Annotated in this window: 17 protein-coding genes; 9 read left to right on the forward strand and 8 right to left on the reverse strand. The window is 69.8% G+C overall.

From position 1 onward, the window contains the following. The first annotated feature begins 3 nt into the window (after nt 1–3). From bioF to G7045_RS02520, 4 genes are read left to right on the forward strand one after another with little or no spacing between them, the layout of a single operon-like run. Complete coding sequence (gene bioF, locus G7045_RS02505; RefSeq protein WP_166156839.1) at nt 4–1,179, forward strand: 8-amino-7-oxononanoate synthase; 1,176 nt, start codon at nt 4–6, stop codon at nt 1,177–1,179. Next, nucleotides 1,176–1,898, forward strand: coding sequence for an alpha/beta fold hydrolase (locus G7045_RS02510; RefSeq protein WP_166156842.1), 723 nt, complete (start codon nt 1,176–1,178; stop codon nt 1,896–1,898). The genes bioF and G7045_RS02510 overlap by 4 nt, the downstream gene beginning before the upstream one ends. Further along, nucleotides 1,895–2,668, forward strand: coding sequence for a methyltransferase domain-containing protein (locus G7045_RS02515; RefSeq protein WP_166156845.1), 774 nt, complete (start codon nt 1,895–1,897; stop codon nt 2,666–2,668). Before G7045_RS02510 ends, G7045_RS02515 begins: the two co-directional genes overlap by 4 nt. Beyond that, nucleotides 2,661–2,975, forward strand: a complete 315-nt coding sequence (locus G7045_RS02520) for a hypothetical protein (RefSeq protein WP_166156848.1) — start codon at nt 2,661–2,663, stop codon at nt 2,973–2,975. The genes G7045_RS02515 and G7045_RS02520 overlap by 8 nt, the downstream gene beginning before the upstream one ends. On the opposite strand, the gene G7045_RS02525 is transcribed toward G7045_RS02520, so the two are convergent. The 3 genes from G7045_RS02525 to rpoH form a co-directional block, all read right to left on the reverse strand. After that, a complete protein-coding gene (locus G7045_RS02525; RefSeq protein WP_166156851.1) occupies nt 2,972–3,328 on the reverse strand; it encodes a hypothetical protein in 357 nt (118 codons plus the stop codon). The two genes, G7045_RS02520 and G7045_RS02525, sit on opposite strands and share 4 nt — an antisense overlap. Before the next feature lie 190 nt (nt 3,329–3,518). Then, nucleotides 3,519–3,950, reverse strand: a complete 432-nt coding sequence (locus G7045_RS02530; RefSeq protein WP_166156854.1) for a hypothetical protein — start codon at nt 3,948–3,950, stop codon at nt 3,519–3,521. A gap of 73 nt (nt 3,951–4,023) precedes the next feature. Beyond that, complete coding sequence (rpoH, locus tag G7045_RS02535; RefSeq protein ID WP_166156857.1) at nt 4,024–4,959, reverse strand: RNA polymerase sigma factor RpoH; 936 nt, start codon at nt 4,957–4,959, stop codon at nt 4,024–4,026. 156 nt (nt 4,960–5,115) lie between these two features. Here rpoH and cutA point away from each other — a divergent pair, with 156 nt between their 5' ends. Beyond that, nucleotides 5,116–5,460: a divalent-cation tolerance protein CutA gene (cutA, locus tag G7045_RS02540; RefSeq protein WP_166156860.1), complete on the forward strand. Its 345-nt coding sequence runs from the start codon at nt 5,116–5,118 to the stop codon at nt 5,458–5,460. Between the two features lie 20 nt (nt 5,461–5,480). Here the strand turns inward: cutA and G7045_RS02545 are convergent, their stop codons facing one another. The 3 genes from G7045_RS02545 to ftsY form a co-directional block, all read right to left on the reverse strand. Further along, nucleotides 5,481–6,554: a hypothetical protein gene (locus tag G7045_RS02545; protein WP_166156863.1), complete on the reverse strand. Its 1,074-nt coding sequence runs from the start codon at nt 6,552–6,554 to the stop codon at nt 5,481–5,483. 55 nt (nt 6,555–6,609) lie between these two features. Further along, nucleotides 6,610–9,264, reverse strand: a complete 2,655-nt coding sequence (locus G7045_RS02550; RefSeq protein WP_166156866.1) for an EAL domain-containing protein — start codon at nt 9,262–9,264, stop codon at nt 6,610–6,612. A 114-nt stretch (nt 9,265–9,378) separates the two neighbouring features. Further along, nucleotides 9,379–10,449 carry a signal recognition particle-docking protein FtsY gene (gene ftsY / locus G7045_RS02555; RefSeq protein ID WP_166156869.1) on the reverse strand — a complete coding sequence of 357 codons (1,071 nt, stop codon included), beginning with the start codon at nt 10,447–10,449 and terminating at the stop codon, nt 9,379–9,381. Between the two features lie 28 nt (nt 10,450–10,477). Here ftsY and G7045_RS02560 point away from each other — a divergent pair, with 28 nt between their 5' ends. From G7045_RS02560 to coaD, 4 genes are all read left to right on the forward strand, one after another. Then, entirely contained in the window at nt 10,478–11,923 is a 1,446-nt protein-coding gene (locus tag G7045_RS02560) for a pitrilysin family protein (RefSeq protein WP_166156872.1), read from the forward strand. A gap of 12 nt (nt 11,924–11,935) precedes the next feature. Further along, complete coding sequence (locus G7045_RS02565; RefSeq protein WP_370521695.1) at nt 11,936–13,279, forward strand: M16 family metallopeptidase; 1,344 nt, start codon at nt 11,936–11,938, stop codon at nt 13,277–13,279. Then, nucleotides 13,276–13,893 carry a 16S rRNA (guanine(966)-N(2))-methyltransferase RsmD gene (gene rsmD / locus G7045_RS02570; RefSeq protein WP_166156875.1) on the forward strand — a complete coding sequence of 206 codons (618 nt, stop codon included), beginning with the start codon at nt 13,276–13,278 and terminating at the stop codon, nt 13,891–13,893. The genes G7045_RS02565 and rsmD overlap by 4 nt, the downstream gene beginning before the upstream one ends. A 65-nt stretch (nt 13,894–13,958) precedes the next feature. Further along, nucleotides 13,959–14,444, forward strand: a complete 486-nt coding sequence (gene coaD, locus G7045_RS02575; protein ID WP_166156878.1) for a pantetheine-phosphate adenylyltransferase — start codon at nt 13,959–13,961, stop codon at nt 14,442–14,444. Here the strand turns inward: coaD and G7045_RS02580 are convergent. Both G7045_RS02580 and G7045_RS02585 read right to left on the reverse strand, forming a co-directional pair. Then, the gene (locus tag G7045_RS02580; protein ID WP_166156881.1) at nt 14,434–14,766 is read right to left on the reverse strand and encodes a BON domain-containing protein; all 333 of its coding nucleotides are present in this window, start codon (nt 14,764–14,766) and stop codon (nt 14,434–14,436) included. The two genes, coaD and G7045_RS02580, sit on opposite strands and share 11 nt — an antisense overlap. Continuing rightward, a complete protein-coding gene (locus G7045_RS02585; RefSeq protein ID WP_166156884.1) occupies nt 14,763–15,566 on the reverse strand; it encodes a HesA/MoeB/ThiF family protein in 804 nt (267 codons plus the stop codon). Before G7045_RS02585 ends, G7045_RS02580 begins: the two co-directional genes overlap by 4 nt. Nucleotides 15,567–15,643 lie beyond the last annotated feature (77 nt).

Here is a 15,643-nt window from a genome sequence, read left to right on the forward strand (position 1 = left end):
CCCATGGAACATTCTTCTTCCCGGCTTCTGGCCGACGTGGATGCGCAGCTGGCGCAGTGGCAGGCGCAGGGCTTGCTGCGCCAGCGGCGCACGGTGCAATCGCCCTGCAGCGTGGCGCCGCAGGTGCAAGGCCAGCGGTTGCTGGCCTTTGCCAGCAACGACTATCTGGGCCTGGCCAACCACCCGGCGATTGCCGCCGCCCTGGCCGAGGGTGCGCAGCGCTGGGGTGCGGGCAGCGGCGCCTCGCACGTCGTCAGCGGCCACCTGCAGCCGGTGGCCGAGCTGGAAGAGGCCCTGGCAGCCTTCGTCGGGCGCGCGCAGGCGCTGTTCTTCTCCAGCGGCTACCTGGCCAATCTGGCGGCGCTGCCGGCGCTGCTCGAACGCGGCGACGTCGTCTTTCACGACAAGCTCAACCACGCCTCGCTGATCGACGCCGTGCGCCTGGGCCGCGCGCAGGACTGGCGCTACCCGCACGGCGACATGGCCGCGCTCGAACGCCTGCTGCAGCAGCACCGGGGGCGGCGCGCCATGATCGTCTCGGACGCAGTGTTCAGCATGGACGGCGACGTTGCCCCGCTGCGCCAGCTCTACGCGCTGGCGTGCGCGCACGATGCCTGGCTGGTACTCGACGATGCCCACGGCCTGGGCGTGCTCGGCCCCGGCGGCGCCGGCAGCCTGGCGCAGGCCGGCCTGCCGCCCGATCCGCGCATCGTGCACATCGGCACCCTGGGCAAGGCCGCCGGCGTGGCCGGGGCCTTCGTCGCCGGCGATGCGCGCGTGCTGCAGTGGCTGGTGCAGCGTGCCCGGCCCTATATCTTCACCACCGCCAGCCCGCCGGCCCTGGCCTGCGCGCTGCTTGCGGCCCTGCCCCTGGTGCAGGCGGGCGACGCCCTGCGCGCCCAGTTGCAGGCGCGCATCGCCCAGCTGCGCGCCGGGCTGGCCGGCAGCCCGTGGCGCCTGCTGCCGTCGGACACCGCCATCCAGCCGCTGCTGCTGGGCAGCAACGAGGCGGCGCTGGCGGCCTCGCAGGCGCTGCAGGCCCAGGGCCTGTGGGTGCCCGCCATCCGTCCGCCGACGGTGCCCGTGGGCAGCGCGCGCCTGCGCATCTCGCTCTCGGCGGCGCACAGCGCGGGCGATGTGGCACGCCTGCTGCAGGCGCTGCAGGGCTTGGCGCCATGACGCCGCCCTGCATCGCCCTGCACGGCTGGTGCTTTGGCCCCGGCGTGTGGCAGCCGCTGGCGGCGCTGCGCCCGGGCCTGCAGGCCCTGGCGCTGCCCGGCTACGACGGTGCCCCGGCCCCGGCCCTGCCCCGGCTCGACGCCCTGGCCCAGGCCGTGGCGCAGCGCCTGCCGGCGTCTGGCCCCGTCGATCTGCTGGGCTGGTCGCTCGGGGCGCTGGTGGCGCTGCAGCTGGCGGCCACGCAGCCGCAGCGCGTGCGCCGCCTGGTGCTGCTCGGGGCCACGGCACGTTTTCTTGCGGCCCCCGATCACCCGGGCGTGGCCGAGGCCACGCTGGCCGCCTTTGGCGACGAACTGGTGCGTGACCCGGCGGCCCTGCAGGCGCGTTTTGCCCTGCTCTGCGCCCAGGGCGAGGCCCCGGCCACGGCGCGGGCCCTGGTGCGCCAGCTGCGCTCCCAGGCCAGCGCCCCGGCCCCGGTGCTGGCCGATGGCCTGGCAGTGCTCGCCAGTGCCGATCTGCGCGCGCAGCTGCCAACCATCGGTCAGCCGACGCTGCTGCTGCATGGTGCGCACGATGCCTTGATGCCCGCAGCTGCCGCCCAGGCTGCGGCCCAGGCTTTGCCGCAGGGGCGCTGCCAGACCGTGGTTGGTGCGGGCCATGCCCTGCCGCTGTCGGCGCCCCCGGTGTGCGCGCAGGCGCTGGAGGCGTTTTTGGCATGAGCGCAGTGGTTTTGAAACAGCAGGTGCGCCAGGCGTTTGACGGCGCCGCCCGCAGCTACGACGCGGCCACGCCGGTGCAGCGCGCGGTGGGGCAGGCGCTGCTCGCGGCGCTGCAGGCGCAGCGCCCCGGCTGGCAGCCGCAGCGCCTGCTCGATGCCGGCTGCGGCACCGGCCAGGGCGCGCAGCTGCTGCAGGCCGCGTACCCGGCGGCGCAGTTGCTGCGCCTGGACTTTGCCCCCGCCATGCTGGCGTGCGCCGCGCCCGGGGTGCCGCTGTGCGCCGACCTGGAGGCGCTGCCGCTGGCGCCGGCCTGCATCGACCTGTACTGGAGCAGCATGGCCGTGCAGTGGTGCGACCTGGGCCGGGTGCTGCAGGAGGCGGCGCGCGTGCTGGCCCCCGGTGGCACGCTGGCGCTGTCCACCCTCGGGCCGGCCACTTTTGCCGCGCTCGACCGGGCTTTTGCCCAGGCCGACACGCACCCGCACCGCCTGGGCTTTACCGCCCCTGAGGCGCTGGCGGCGGCGCTGGCGGCGGCCGGCCTGCGCCTGGTGTGGCAGGCGCGGGCGCAGCACAGCGCCTGGTACGCCGATTTGGCCAGCCTGCTGCGCGCCATCAAGACGGCGGGCGCGCACACCGTGCCCGGGCGGCGCAGCGGCCTGCTCGGGCGCCGGGCCTGGCAGCGCGTGCAGGCCGATTACGAGCGCCTGCGCCAGCCCCAGGGGCTGCCGGCGCATTACGACGTGCTCAGCGTCATTGCCTGCCGTGACTGAAGAAAACGCCCGTTGGCAGCCGGTGCTGTGGCACCCACAGGCGCCGCCCAAACCGGCGCTGGGTGCGCTCTGCAACGGCTGCGGCCTGTGCTGCCTGGCCGAGCCTTGCCCGTTGGGGATGCTGCTGTCGCGCCGCCGCCAGGGCCCTTGCGTGGCGCTGCGCTGGAGTGAGGAGGGCCAGCGCTACCTCTGCGCCGCCGTCGCTGATGCGTCCGCCGGCCTGGGCGGGCGCCTGCGCGCGGCCTTGGCGCGGCGCTGGATTGGCGCTGGGGTGGGGTGCGATGCGCAGCTGGAGATTGGGCCCTAAATCAGCTTGCCATGCGGCAGGCTGGCCAGGCGCTTGAACATGCGCCGGCAGTAGCCGCTGACCCACAGGCATTTGTTGAGCTCATCCACCGGCAGCGGGCCGGAGACGACCACCAGGTCGTTGGCCTCGGCCACGGCGCCGGCAGCGCGCAGGCGCCGGCGCTGGTGGTTGGCCCAGGACTGGATGCGCGTCGGGTTGCCGTGCTGGCGCACTTCGCCAGTGAAAAGATCAAATGCAATCGCCACCAGGTCTGTTTTCAGCTTGAAACGCCGCTCGCCGGTGACGGCGCTGGGCGCGTCCTGCATGTCGTACAGGTAGTAGCTGCCGGCTTTGAGCTGGTATTGCATTTGCATGGTGGATCCCTCGGGTGGCGGCAGTCGGGCCGTGAGATCGGGCAACGGGCGGCAAAAGCCGGCTTGTTGCTGTATTTGTCCCCTTCTGGCGCCCTGCTGCGGGTGCCGGGATTGTGGCCTCTGTCAGGGGGGGCAGCAAGCAAACCAGGCGCAGTAGCCGTAACGTTTTGTGATTTGGCGCAGCCCCGGCCTATTCTTTGCGCAGGATGAAGCGCTGCGGCGCAGCGCTGGCGCCCTCGCGCTGCCACTGGCCCCGGATTTCGCGCCCGCAGCTGCCCTCGACCACGTCGCCCAGCCAGGTGGCGCTGATGCGCTGGCCGTCGTCGGATTCCTCCAGCGTCAGCGTGCCGCCGTCCACGTCGCCCGTGAGCTGGCTGCGCTGGCTGCCGCGCTGTACGCTGCCATGCACGCTCTCGGTCAGTTCGGGGTGGGGTGTGAGCTGCAGCTGCAGGCGCTGGCCCAGACCCGGCAGCTCGGCCTGCCAGCGGCCCAGCAGGTGGCGCTGCTGCAGCGCCTGTGCGGCGGGGCAGTCGGCCGCTGTGCTTTTGGGGAGTTTTTCGGCGCTAGCGCTTGCTGGGATTGCGCAAGCAGCTATCAAAACAAGAGTGAATAGGGGCTTCATGGCGGGCAATGAAAAAGCGCCCCGGACTGGGGCGCTGGTGGGTGTTTATGGGTGCCAGTGGGCGGTGGCGGGCTCAGGTGTATTCGGCCAGGGCCTTTTTCATTTTCTTCATGGCCGCCACTTCGATCTGGCGGATGCGCTCGGCGCTGACGCCGTATTCGGCGGCGAGCTCGTGCAGCGTCATGCCGCCGCTGCCGTCGTCGTTCACCTGCAGCCAGCGCTGCTGCACGATGCGGCGGCTGCGCTCGTCGAGGCTGGCCAGGGCGCTGGCGATGCCGTCGGTGGCCAGCAGGTCGCGCTGCTGTGCTTCGAGCATGGCGGTGGGCTCGTGTGCCTTGTCGGCCAGGTAGGCGATGGGGCCAAAGGCTTGCTCGCCGTCGTCGCTCGGGCTGGGGTCGAGCAAGATGTCGCCGCCGGACAGGCGCGTTTCCATCTCGATGACTTCCTCGCGCTTGACGCCCAGCTCCTGCGCCACGCGCTCGATCTCTTGGGGGTTGAGCGTGTCGCGGTGCGTGTCGGCGCCCTGGGCGTCGGCCTTGAAGCCCTGCTTCATCGAGCGCAGGTTGAAGAACAGTTTGCGCTGCGACTTGGTCGTGGCGACCTTGACCATGCGCCAGTTCTTCAGGATGTATTCGTGGATCTCGGCCTTGATCCAGTGCATGGCGTAGCTCACCAGGCGCACGCCCTGGTCGGGGTCGAAGCGCTTGACGGCCTTCATCAGGCCGACGTTGCCTTCCTGGATCAAATCGCCCTGCGGCAGGCCGTAGCCCAGGTACTGGCGCGAGATCGATACCACCAGGCGCAGGTGCGACATCACCAGGCGCCCGGCGGCGTCGAGGTCGTTGTGTTCCTTGAGGCGGCGCGCGTAGTCCTGCTCCTCCTCGGGGGTGAGCAGGGGCAGGCGGTTGACGGCGGAGATATAGGCGTCGAGATTGCCCAGCGCAGGCACCAGCGCCCAGGGGTTGGCGGGCGTGAGGGCCATGCTGGCGTTGCGGGTGGCAAGGGTCATGGTGGCAGTCCTTTTCTCGTCTCAGCGGGCATGTTAGCACTCTCTTGGAGGGAGTGCTAAAGCCAAAGTTCCGCACTGTTGAAGTCGGGGGTGTTGGAACTAAAATCAAGCCCTAGCGCTTGCTGGGTAAGCGTAACTAGCTATCAAAATCATAGTATGCAGAACTTTCCTGAAATCCCGGGCCTGCCGTGGCTGGCGGCGGTCAGCACCACGGTGGGCGATGCCGACGGCGCGCAGCGCCTGGCGCAGGCGCTGCTGGCGGCGCAGCTGGTGGCCTGTGTGCAGGTCGAGCCCATTGCCTCGCATTACCGCTGGCAGGGCGCACTGCAGGCCGAGGATGAATGGCGCCTGCTGTGCAAGACGCTGCCAGCGGCCGTGCCGGCGCTGCTGGCCTGGCTGCAGGCCGAGCACCCCTACAGCCTGCCGCAGCTGGTGGTGCAGCCGCTGCAGGCGAGCGTGGCCTACGCCGACTGGGTGCGTGCGGCGGTGGCGCTGCCTTGATGCTGCCCTGAGGGCGTAGCTCAGGCCGTCAGATCGACGTGCTGCAGCGTGCCGGCGCTGCCGTTTTCGTTCAGGTACACGCTGCTGGCGCGCACCGCGCCCAGGCTGCGGTTGTGGGCGTCGCGCAGGGCGAATTCGCTTTGCCCGGCGGTGAGTGAGAGTGCGCCCACGCCCAGCGCCTGCAGGCTGCGCAGCGTGCCGGGGCCGTCGGCGGTGGGCGTCCAGACGCGCAGCTGCGCAAAGACGCCGTCGCTCTCGTCGATCCAGCCGTTGCCGTCGTCGTCGTAGGCGGCGAGCTCGCTAAAGCCGTTGCCGCTGCCCGGGCCAAAGAGTTCGCTGCCGTTGTCGATCTGGCCGTTGCCGTTGCGGTCGAGTGCTAAAAAGCCCCGGTTGCCCGCCAGCAGGGGGATGTTTTCGGCCTGGCCGTCGCTGTTGAGGTCAAACTCAAACCGCAGGTCTTGCAGCTGCGCTGCCGTGCCGTCGAAGTTGATGACCAGCGGATCGGTCATGGGCGCCTGCGCATCGCCCAGGCGCAGGCTGATGCTGCTTTCCTCGCGGTAGCTGCGCTGCATGAGCAGGGCGACGCTGAAGCGGATCTCGCGCCCATCGGCAGTGCGTACCACGCCGGCGGCAGCGTATTGGGTGGTTTCGCTCTCTTGCACCACATGGTGTTCATCGTAGGCCAGGCCCCAGCCGGCGCTTGGCGGGTTGCTGGCCGCAGGGGAGGCAGCGGGTGCCGTGGTGGCGCTGGGCGTGAGCGCCTGCGCATCGACGATGTGGGCGCGCACGCCGGTCATTTTCTCGATCAGGTCGCTGGCCATGCGCAGCAGCGGCGGCAGTTGGTCGCTGCGGGTGCTGTCGTGGCTGGTGGTGGCTTGGGTGGCCTCGGGCGTGGCCTGCCGTGCCTGCTGCAGCAGGCGTCGCGCCTGGGGGCTGATCTGGGGCTGGTCGCTACGGGCGGTGGTTTCGGGCTGGGTGGGCGCGCGCGCTGGCGGGCGTTGGCCTACCCAGGCTTGCAGCCGGGTGCTGTGGGCCTCGGTGCGGCTGGCGCTGTGCTGGGATTGCCATTGCAAGGCGGAGGATTCAATGCGCATGGGTCACTCCATCGGGATGGGCGGATACCTCGGTATCGGCCCCCCGGCGGCGGGCTTAAATGGAGTCCCTGCTGCGCACCAGGGCTTCAAAGTCGGCCAGCGGCATGGGTTTGCCAAACAGATAGCCCTGGAACTGGCGGCAGCCGTGCGCTTGCAGCAGCTGGTGGTGGGCCTCGGTTTCCACGCCCTCGGCGACCACGCTCAGGCCCAGCTCCTGCGCCAGGGTGATGATGCTGCGCGCAATGGCCACGTCTTTGTGGTCGTGCAACATGCCGCGCACAAAGCCTTGGTCGATTTTTACCTGCGTCAGCGGCAGGCGTTTGAGGTAGCTCAGGCTGGAGTAGCCGGTGCCAAAGTCGTCGAGCGACAGGTGCAGCCCCAGGTTGCGCAGCACCTGCATGAGGGCGATCACGTCGTTGATGTCGTGCAGCAGCAGGCTTTCGGTCAGCTCCAGGGTGATGCTGGTGGGGGCGGCGCCGCTGCTGCGCAGCAGGGCCTGCAGCTTGGCAACGAAGTCGGCCTGGCGAAATTGGCGGGCGCTGACGTTGATGGAGAGCTTGAGGCTGGCCAGTTGCGGATCGTGGCGCCAGTGGCCTTGCTGCGCCAGGGCCTGCTCCAGCACCCACTGGCCCAGGGCCAGGATTTGCCCGGTTTCTTCGGCCAGGGGAATGAACAGCGCGGGCGAGACCATGCCGCGCTCGGGGTGCTGCCAGCGCAGCAGCACTTCGGCGCCGATGATGGCGCCGCTGGCGTTGATTTGCGGCTGGTAGAACAGCACGAATTGCTGCGTGCGCAGGCCCTGGTGGATGTCGGCTTGCAGCTGCAGGCGTTCGTTGACGGCGGTTTGCATCGCCGGGTCAAAAAAGCGCAGGGTGTTGCGCCCCTCCTCTTTGGCGCGGTACATGGCCAGGTCGGCCTGCTGCAGCAGCTCTTCGGTGCTGGTGTGGTTGTCGCGCAGCAGCACTGCGCCCATGCTGGCGCTGCAGTGGTGTTCTTGGCTTGCGAGCTGGTAGGGCTGGCGCAGGGCGTTGAGCAACTCATCGCCCAAGCGGCGCACCTGGGCGGCGGCTTCTACGGCATTGGCGTTCAAGCTGTGCAGCAGCAGCACGAATTCGTCGCCGCCCAGGCGGGCGACGGTGTCTTGTGCCCGTATGCCGCTTTGCAGGCGCTGGGCGACTTGCTGCAGCAGCAGGTCGCCCACGGCGTGGCCCCGGCTGTCGTTGAGGGTTTTGAAGTGGTCCAGGTCCAGGTACAGCAGCGCGGCGCACAGGCCGCTGCGCTGGTGGGCTGCTATGGCCTGCCCGAGCCGGTCGAGCAGCAGGCGGCGGTTGGGCAGGCCGGTGAGGGCGTCGTAGTAGGCGAGGTAGTCGGCGCGCTCTTCGGCCGCCTTGCGGGCCGAGAGGTCGATGTCCAGGCAGTACATCATCAGGGGTTGGCCGGGCGCCGCGATGCCCACATGGCTGGAGAACACATGCACCGGATGGCCGTTTTTGTGATGCAGGCGCAATTCGCCGGCGGGAATGGGTTGGCCGCTGCTGAACAGAGCGCTGGTGGCCTGGCGCACGGGAGTTTGCAGATCGGCGGGGATGATGAGTTCGAGCAGGCTGCGGCCCATGGCCTCGTCGGCGCTGTAGCCGTAGAGCTGCTCGGAGGCGCGGTTCCAGTACTGCACGCGCAGATCAGCGCCGTAGCCCTGCACGGAAATGGCTGGCACCTCGTCGAGCAGGTGGCGAAAGCGTTGTTCAGAGGCGCGCAGGGCGGTTTCGGCGGCGATTTCAGCGCTGCGGTCGCGGGCGATGAAGACCACGGCGGGCTGGCCATCGACCAGGCTGTCGAGCGGCTGGCAGCGGCCCTCAAAGTGGCGCAAGCCCTGCGGGGTGCGCAGTTGGTAGGAAAAATTTTCTACCTGCCGCTGCGCCAGGCTGCGCTGTATTTGGGCAACAAATTGCGCCGCTTCCTCGGGCGGGAAGTAGTCCGACAGGTAATGCCCGACCACGTCGCAGGCGGGCACGGCCAGGTGGTCGTCGTGGTGTGTGAGCACCTCCAGATAGCGGCCCTGGGCATTGAGCAGCAGCACCACATCGGGGATGGAGCGCGTGAGCGCCTGCAGCCGTGCAGCTTTGTCGGCCAGTTGCTGCGCTGTTGCCAGGCGCTCTTGCGCGTCGTGCATCAGGGCGCCGAGCAAAGCGGTGGCGAAGGTAAAGGTCAGCAGGTAGGGCAGGACTTTTTCGGCGTCGAGGGGAATGGCGCCTTCAGGGGCCAGGCCGTAGAGCAGGCCCAGGCCCGCCATGTGCAGCAGCAGCCCGAAGTTGAGCAGCGGCCACAGCCCCACGCCCCACCAGCCGTTGGCGCGCGCCTGGCGGTAGAGCAGGCCGGCGGCGTAGCTGCCAAAAATCATCGCCAGCCCCGCCACCAAGCCGCTGCCGCCCAGGGCCAGGCGTGTGCCGGCGGCGATGGCGGTGGCAATCGTGGCAGGCAGCGGCCCGGCAAACAGGGCCACCATGCTCAGGATGACCGAGCGCGGGTCTATCAGCACCCCGGGTGCGGGCTGCAGCGGCTGCAACATGCCCAGAGCGCAAATGCCGCCAAAGAGCAGGCCGGTTAAAACCCGACCGAGCAAAGGCCGGTGCTGCCAAAAGCGCACCCCCACGCTGTGGACGAAACACAGCGCCAGCAGCAGGGCCAAGCCTCGAATCAATTCCAGCAGCATGGTGCTTTCGGTGATGGTGCAACAGCGGCCATCATGCGGCAAACCACTGGGTGGGTAAAGGGTACAGATTGAAGATGCATCCCCAATCTGGTGTGAAAGTTCCTTGCAGTGTGCTTACGCCAGCAGCGCCTGCGCAAATTCGCGTGCGTTGAAGGTTTCCAGGTCTTGCACGCGCTCGCCAACGCCGATGAAGTACACCGGAATGGGGCGCTCTTGCGCAATCGCCGCCAGCACGCCGCCCTTGGCCGTGCCGTCGAGCTTGGTGACGATCAGGCCGGTGAGCTGCAGCGCATCGTCGAAGGCGCGCACCTGCGCCAGGGCGTTCTGGCCGGTGTTGCCGTCGATCACCAGCAGCACCTCGTGCGGCGCGCTGGCGTCGGCCTTGGTGACCACGCGTTTGATTTTTTGCAGCTCCTGCATCAGGTGCAGCTGGGTGGGCAGGCGCCCGGCGGTATCGACCAGTACCACGTCCTTGCCGCGTGCGCGCCCGGCGCTGACGGCGTCGAAGCTGACGGCGGCCGGGTCGCCGCCTTCCTGGCTCACGATCTCGACCGTGTTGCGCGTGGCCCAGACGCCCAGCTGCTCGCGCGCGGCGGCGCGGAAGGTGTCGGCTGCGGCCAGCAGCACGCTTTGGCCGCTGTCGGCCAGGTGTTTGGTGAGCTTGCCGATGGAGGTCGTCTTGCCGGCGCCGTTCACGCCCGCGACCATGATGACGGTGGGCTGCTGCGCGCCAATGCACAGCGGTTTTTCCAGCGGCCGCAGCAGGTCGGCCAGGGCGTCGGCCAGCAGCGTCTTGACGGCGGCGGGCTCGGTCGCCTTGGCCTCTTTCACGCGGCGCTTCAAGTCCTGCAGCAAATGTTCGGTGGCCTTGACGCCGGTGTCGGCCATCAGCAGGGCTTCTTCCAGCTCCTCGTACAGCGCATCGTCGATCTTGGTGCCGGTGAACACCGTGGCGATGGAGCTGCCGGTTTTGCGCAGGCCGGCTTTGAGGCGCTCCATCCAGCCCTGGCGCGCATGGGCTGTTTCGGGCTTGGCGCTGGGCTCGGGGGCGCCGGGCAGGGCGGCGGCTTCGGGGGCGGCGGGGGCCGGCGCAGGCACTGCAGCACCAGCGGCGGTGCTCGCAGGGGCGGCGGTGGTGGGGGCGTCGCCGGGCAGCGGCGGTTTTTTCTTGAAAAAGCTGAACATTGCGGGGTTCTTAGAATCCAGGGATTCTATGAAAACCGCATACCCCCTCCTGGCCCCTGTGGCCTTGGCCGCTTGGCTGGCGGCCCCTGCAGCCTGGGCGCAGGCCCAGCCCTCGACCTCTGCCGCACCTGCGCCGGTGTCTGCGCCGCTGGTGCAGCACTTCACGCTGCGCAACGGCATGGAGCTGTTCGTGCGCCCGGACCACCGCGCGCCGACAGCGGTGCACATGCTGTGGCTGCGCGTGGGCGCCATGGACGAGGTCGATGGCACCTCGGGCGTGGCGCACGCGCTCGAGCACATGATGTTCAAGGGCTCGAAAAAGCTCGGCGCGGGCGAGTTCTCGCGCCGCGTGGCCGCCCTGGGCGGGCAGGAAAACGCCTTCACCAGCTGGGATTACACCGGCTACTACCAGCAGATTCCGGCGCCGCGCCTGCCCGAGGTGATGCAGCTCGAAGCCGATCGCTTTGCCCACAACCAGTGGCCCGACGCCGAGTTCCGCAAGGAGATCGAGGTCATCAAGGAAGAGCGCCGGATGCGCACCGAGGACAGCCCGCGCGCGCGCCTGATCGAGCAGCTGTACGCCGCCAGCTTCGTCGCTGCGCCCTACCACCGCCCCATCATCGGCTGGATGGGCGACCTCGACGCCCTCACGCCCGACGACGTGCGCCAGTTCCACCAGCGCTGGTACGTGCCCGGCAACGCCGCCGTGGTGGTGGCCGGCGACGTCGAGCCGGCGCAGGTGCGCGCCTGGGCCGAAAAATACTATGGCCGCCTGCCCGTGCGCGCCCTGCCGGCGCGCAAGCCCCGGCCCGAGCCGCTGCAGCAGGGCCTGCGCCGCATCGAGGTCAAGGCGCCGGCCGAGCAGGGCTACGTCGCCCTGGCCTTTCACGTGCCGCGCATCAGCCGCGTGCAGGGCATGGACGCGCAAGACCGCGACGCGCTGGCGCTGCTGGTGCTGTCGGCGGTGTTGAGCGGCTACGACGGCGCGCGCCTGGAGCGCGCCCTGACCCAGGGCGCTGCGCGCGTGGCCGACAGCGCTGACAGCGGCGCCTCGCTGCTGGCGCGCGGGCCCGGCCTGTTCATGCTCACCGGTGTGCCCGCCGCTGGCAAGACGGCAGCCGAGGTGGAGCAGGCGCTGCGCGCCCAGGTGGCGCGCGTGGCCGAAGAGGGCATTACGGAAGAAGAGCTGGCGCGCGTCAAAGTCCAGTGGCAGGCCGAGCAGGTGTACGCCAAGGACTCCGTCATGGGCCAGGCGCAAAGCCTGGGCAGCTACTGGGTGCTGGGCCTGCCCAGCGATGCCGAAGATCAGCTGCTGGCGGCGCTGCGCGCCGTCACGGTGCAGCAGGTGCAGGCCGTGGCAGCCAAATACTTTGGCGACGACCAGCTCACCGTTGCCACCTTGCTGCCCCAGCCCCTGCCCGCTGGCGCCAAAACCGCCCCTGCAGCCGCCGCCCCTGCGGGCCGCGTGCACTGAGAAAGATCCGTTATGACTATGAAAAAGATAGCTGCTCGCGCTTGTCTGGCGTGCGTTACCTGGCTTTTTGGCCTGCAAAATGCGTGGGCGCTGCTGCCCATCGAGCATTGGCAGCAGGACAGCGGCGCCCAGGTCTGGCTGGTGCACAGCCCCGGCATCCCGATGGTGGACGTGCAAATTGCCTTTGACGCTGGCAGCCGGCGCGACCTGCCAGCCCAGGCCGGGCTGGCGCAGGCCGTGGCGCTGATGTCGTCCAAGGGCGTGGCAGAGCAGGGCGCGGCGCCGGCGCTCGACGAAAACCAGCTTGGCGCCGCCTGGGCCGACCTGGGTGCGAGCTTTGGCGCCAGCGCCGGGCGCGACAGCTTTGGCTACGCCCTGCGCACCCTGACCGAGCCCGACCTGCTGGCGCGCGCGACGCAGCTGGCGGCGCGCCAGATTGCAGCGCCGAGCTTCCCCGCCGCCGTGTGGGAGAACGAACGCCAGCGCTGGGGCGCAGCCATCAAAGAGTCCTACACCCGCCCCGGCCCGGTGGCGGCGCGCGCCTTTGCCCAGGCGGTGTACGCCAGCCACCCCTACGGCGCGCGGCCCAGCCCCGAGAGCCTGGCGCAGATCGCCGTGGCCGACATGCAAGGCTTTCATACCCGCTTTGTGCGCCCCTGCCGGGCGCGCATCAGCCTGGTGGGCGCGCTCGATAAAGCGCAGGCCCAGGCCCTGGTGCAGCAGCTGCTCGCCGGCCTGCCCGCTGGTGGCGACTGCCCCGCCCTGCCTGCCGTGGCCGATGCCCCCGATCTGGCGCAGGCGAGCGTGCACCACATACCGTTTGCCGCCGCGCAGGCGCAGGTGCTGATCGGCCAGGTTGGCATCGCGCGCAACGACCCCGATTTTCTGGCCCTGCTGCTGGGCAACCACATCCTGGGTGGCTCGGGCCTGGTCTCGCGCCTGACCGAGGAAGTGCGTGAAAAGCGCGGCCTGAGCTACAGCGTGTACAGCGATTTTTCCACCGGCCTGAACCGGGGCGCCTTCGTCATCGGCCTGCAGACGCGGCCCGACCAGGCGCAGGAGGCGCTGGCCGTGGCGCGGCGCACGCTGGCGCGCTACGTCGCCGAAGGCCCGACCGAGGAGGAGCTGCGCGCGGCCAAGGCCAACCTCATCGGCGGCTTTGCGCTGCGCATCGACAGCAACCAGAAGCTGCTGGCGAACGTCGCCAACATCGCCTGGAACGGCCTGCCGCTGGACTACCTGGAGCACTGGACGCAGCGCCTGCAGGCGCTCACGCGCGAGCAGGTGCGCGCCGCGCTGCAGCGCCACCTGCAGCCCGAGCGCATGGCCACCGTGGTGGTGGGAGGCCAGCCATGAGCCGCCCGCCCGCCAAAGCCGCGCCCGCCCGCCCAGCGGCCCACCGGGGTGCGGGCGAGGTGCGCATCATCGGCGGCCAGTGGAAGCGCCAGCGCCTGACGGTGCCCGAGCGCCCCGGCCTGCGGCCCACGCCCGACCGCGTGCGCGAGACGCTGTTCAACTGGCTGGGCCAGGATTTGACGGGCTGGCGCTGCCTCGATGCCTTTGCCGGTACCGGCGCCTTGGGGCTCGAAGCCGCCTCGCGCGGCGCAGCCGAGGTGCTGCTGGTGGAGCAAGACGCCGGCCTGGCCACCAGCTTGCAGCAGCAGCGCGAGCGCCTGCAGGCCGCCAACGTGCGGGTGCAGCGCGGCGACGGCCTGGCGGCGCTGCAGCGCAGCCCGGCGGCCAGCCTGCACCTGGTGCTGCTCGACCCGCCCTTTGGCCAGGCGGCGCTGTTTGCGCCGGCGCTGGCCGCTGCCGTGCCAGCATTGGCGGCCGACGGTTTTATCTACCTGGAGGCGCCGCAGCGCTGGGACGACGCCGCCCTGGCGGCGCAGGGCCTGCAGCTGTACCGCCACCTCAAGGCCGGGGCGGTGCACGCGCACCTGCTGCAGCGCCTGCCGCTTGCTATCTAATTAATAGCTGCTGGCGCTTGCTGCATAAGCGTTAGTGGCCTTTTTGTCCTGCATATGGAGCTGCCATGGCGCCCGTGATTGCCGTCTACCCCGGCACCTTTGACCCCATCACCCTGGGGCACGAAACCCTGCTGCGCCGCTGCACGGCGCTGTTTGACGAGGTCATCGTCGCCGTGGCGGTGGCGCACCACAAGAAAACCCTGTTCAGCCTGGACGAGCGCCTGGCCCTGGTGCGCGCTGCGCTGCACGATTGCCCGCAGGTGCGGGTGCTGCCGTTCGACGGCCTGGTGACGCACTTTGCCGCCGCCCAGGGCGCGCGCGCCATGGTGCGTGGCCTGCGTTCGGGCACGGATTTTGACTACGAGTACCAGCTCGCTGACATGAACCGCCAGCTTGTGCCCGATGTGGAAACCGTGTTCCTCACGCCCGATGCGCGCTACCAGTCGATCAGCAGCACCCTGGTGCGCGAGATTGCCAAGCTCGGCGGCGCGGTGGAAAAATTTGTCTCGCCGCCCGTGCTGGCACAGCTGCAGGCCAAGTTCAAGGCGTAGCCGCCGGTGCGGGTGGGCTCGTCAGCAGGCTGCGCACCTCGCGCACCTGGGGCGTGGTGCGGGCGATGATCTCGGCGCGCGTCTTGTCGGCGGGCGACTGCACCTGGCCGCGCAGCAGCACCGAACCGTGCAGCGTCTGCACCTCGATCAACGGCGCTGACGGCAGGCGCTCTTGCACCAGCTGTGCCTTGATGCGCGTGGTGATGGCGGCGTCGTCGATGAAGTCCACCTCCTCGTGCGCGGGCAGGGCGCTGGTGCAGGCCGCCAGCAGCAAAAAAATGGGGGTCAGATTCCAATTTCTCCGTCCGGGCATGGCGCTCATCCGCAGCGGGTGCAATGGGGGTCTGACCCCCATTTTTCCAATGTTTCTGATTTGTGCGGGCCGCAGACTTTGCAGTCGGCCTGGCGCGGGCTGCGCAGGCTGCTCCACTGCAGGCTGCGGCCATCGAGCAGCAGCAGGCGCCCGGCCAGGCTCTGGCCAATGCCGGCGATGAGCTTGAGCGCCTCGGCCGCCTGCACCGCGCCGATGATGCCCACCATGGGCGCGAACACGCCCATGGTGGCGCAGGCCACTTCCTCGAACTGCGCCTCGGGGTCGAACAGGCAGGCGTAGCAGGGCGACTGCGCATCGCGCGGGTCGAACACGCTCACCTGGCCATCAAAGCCGATGGCCGCGCCCGCCACCAGCGGCACGCCGTGGCGCACGCAGGCGGCGTTGATGGCCTGGCGCGTGGCGTAGTTGTCGCTGCAGTCGAGCACCACGCTGGCGCCGGGCAGCAGGCGCTCGAGCAGGGCGGCGTCGGCGCGCGCCTGCAGCGCCTGCACCTGCACCCCGGGGTTGAGCGCCTGCACCGCCTGCGCCGCCGAGGCCACCTTGGGCTGGCCCACGCGCGCCGTGCTGTGCGCAATCTGGCGCTGCAGGTTGGTCAGATCGACCACGTCGTCGTCCACCAGGGTCAGGCGGCCAACGCCGGCGGCGCCCAGCAGCAGGGCCACGGGCGAGCCCAGGCCGCCGGCGCCGATCACCAGGGCATGGGCGGCGAGAAAGCGCTCCTGGCCCTCGATGCCGATGTCGTCGAGCAGGATGTGGCGCGAGTAGCGCAGCAGTTGGTCGTCGGTCATGAACAGCCTTGAAGCAAAAAGCCGGGCGGGCGCCCGGCTGGTGGTGGGAAGGAGAGGGTGAGGGCTTATGCCTCTTT

The sequence above is a fragment of the Acidovorax sp. HDW3 genome, assembly GCF_011303755.1.
Taxonomy (GTDB): domain Bacteria; phylum Pseudomonadota; class Gammaproteobacteria; order Burkholderiales; family Burkholderiaceae_C; genus Paenacidovorax.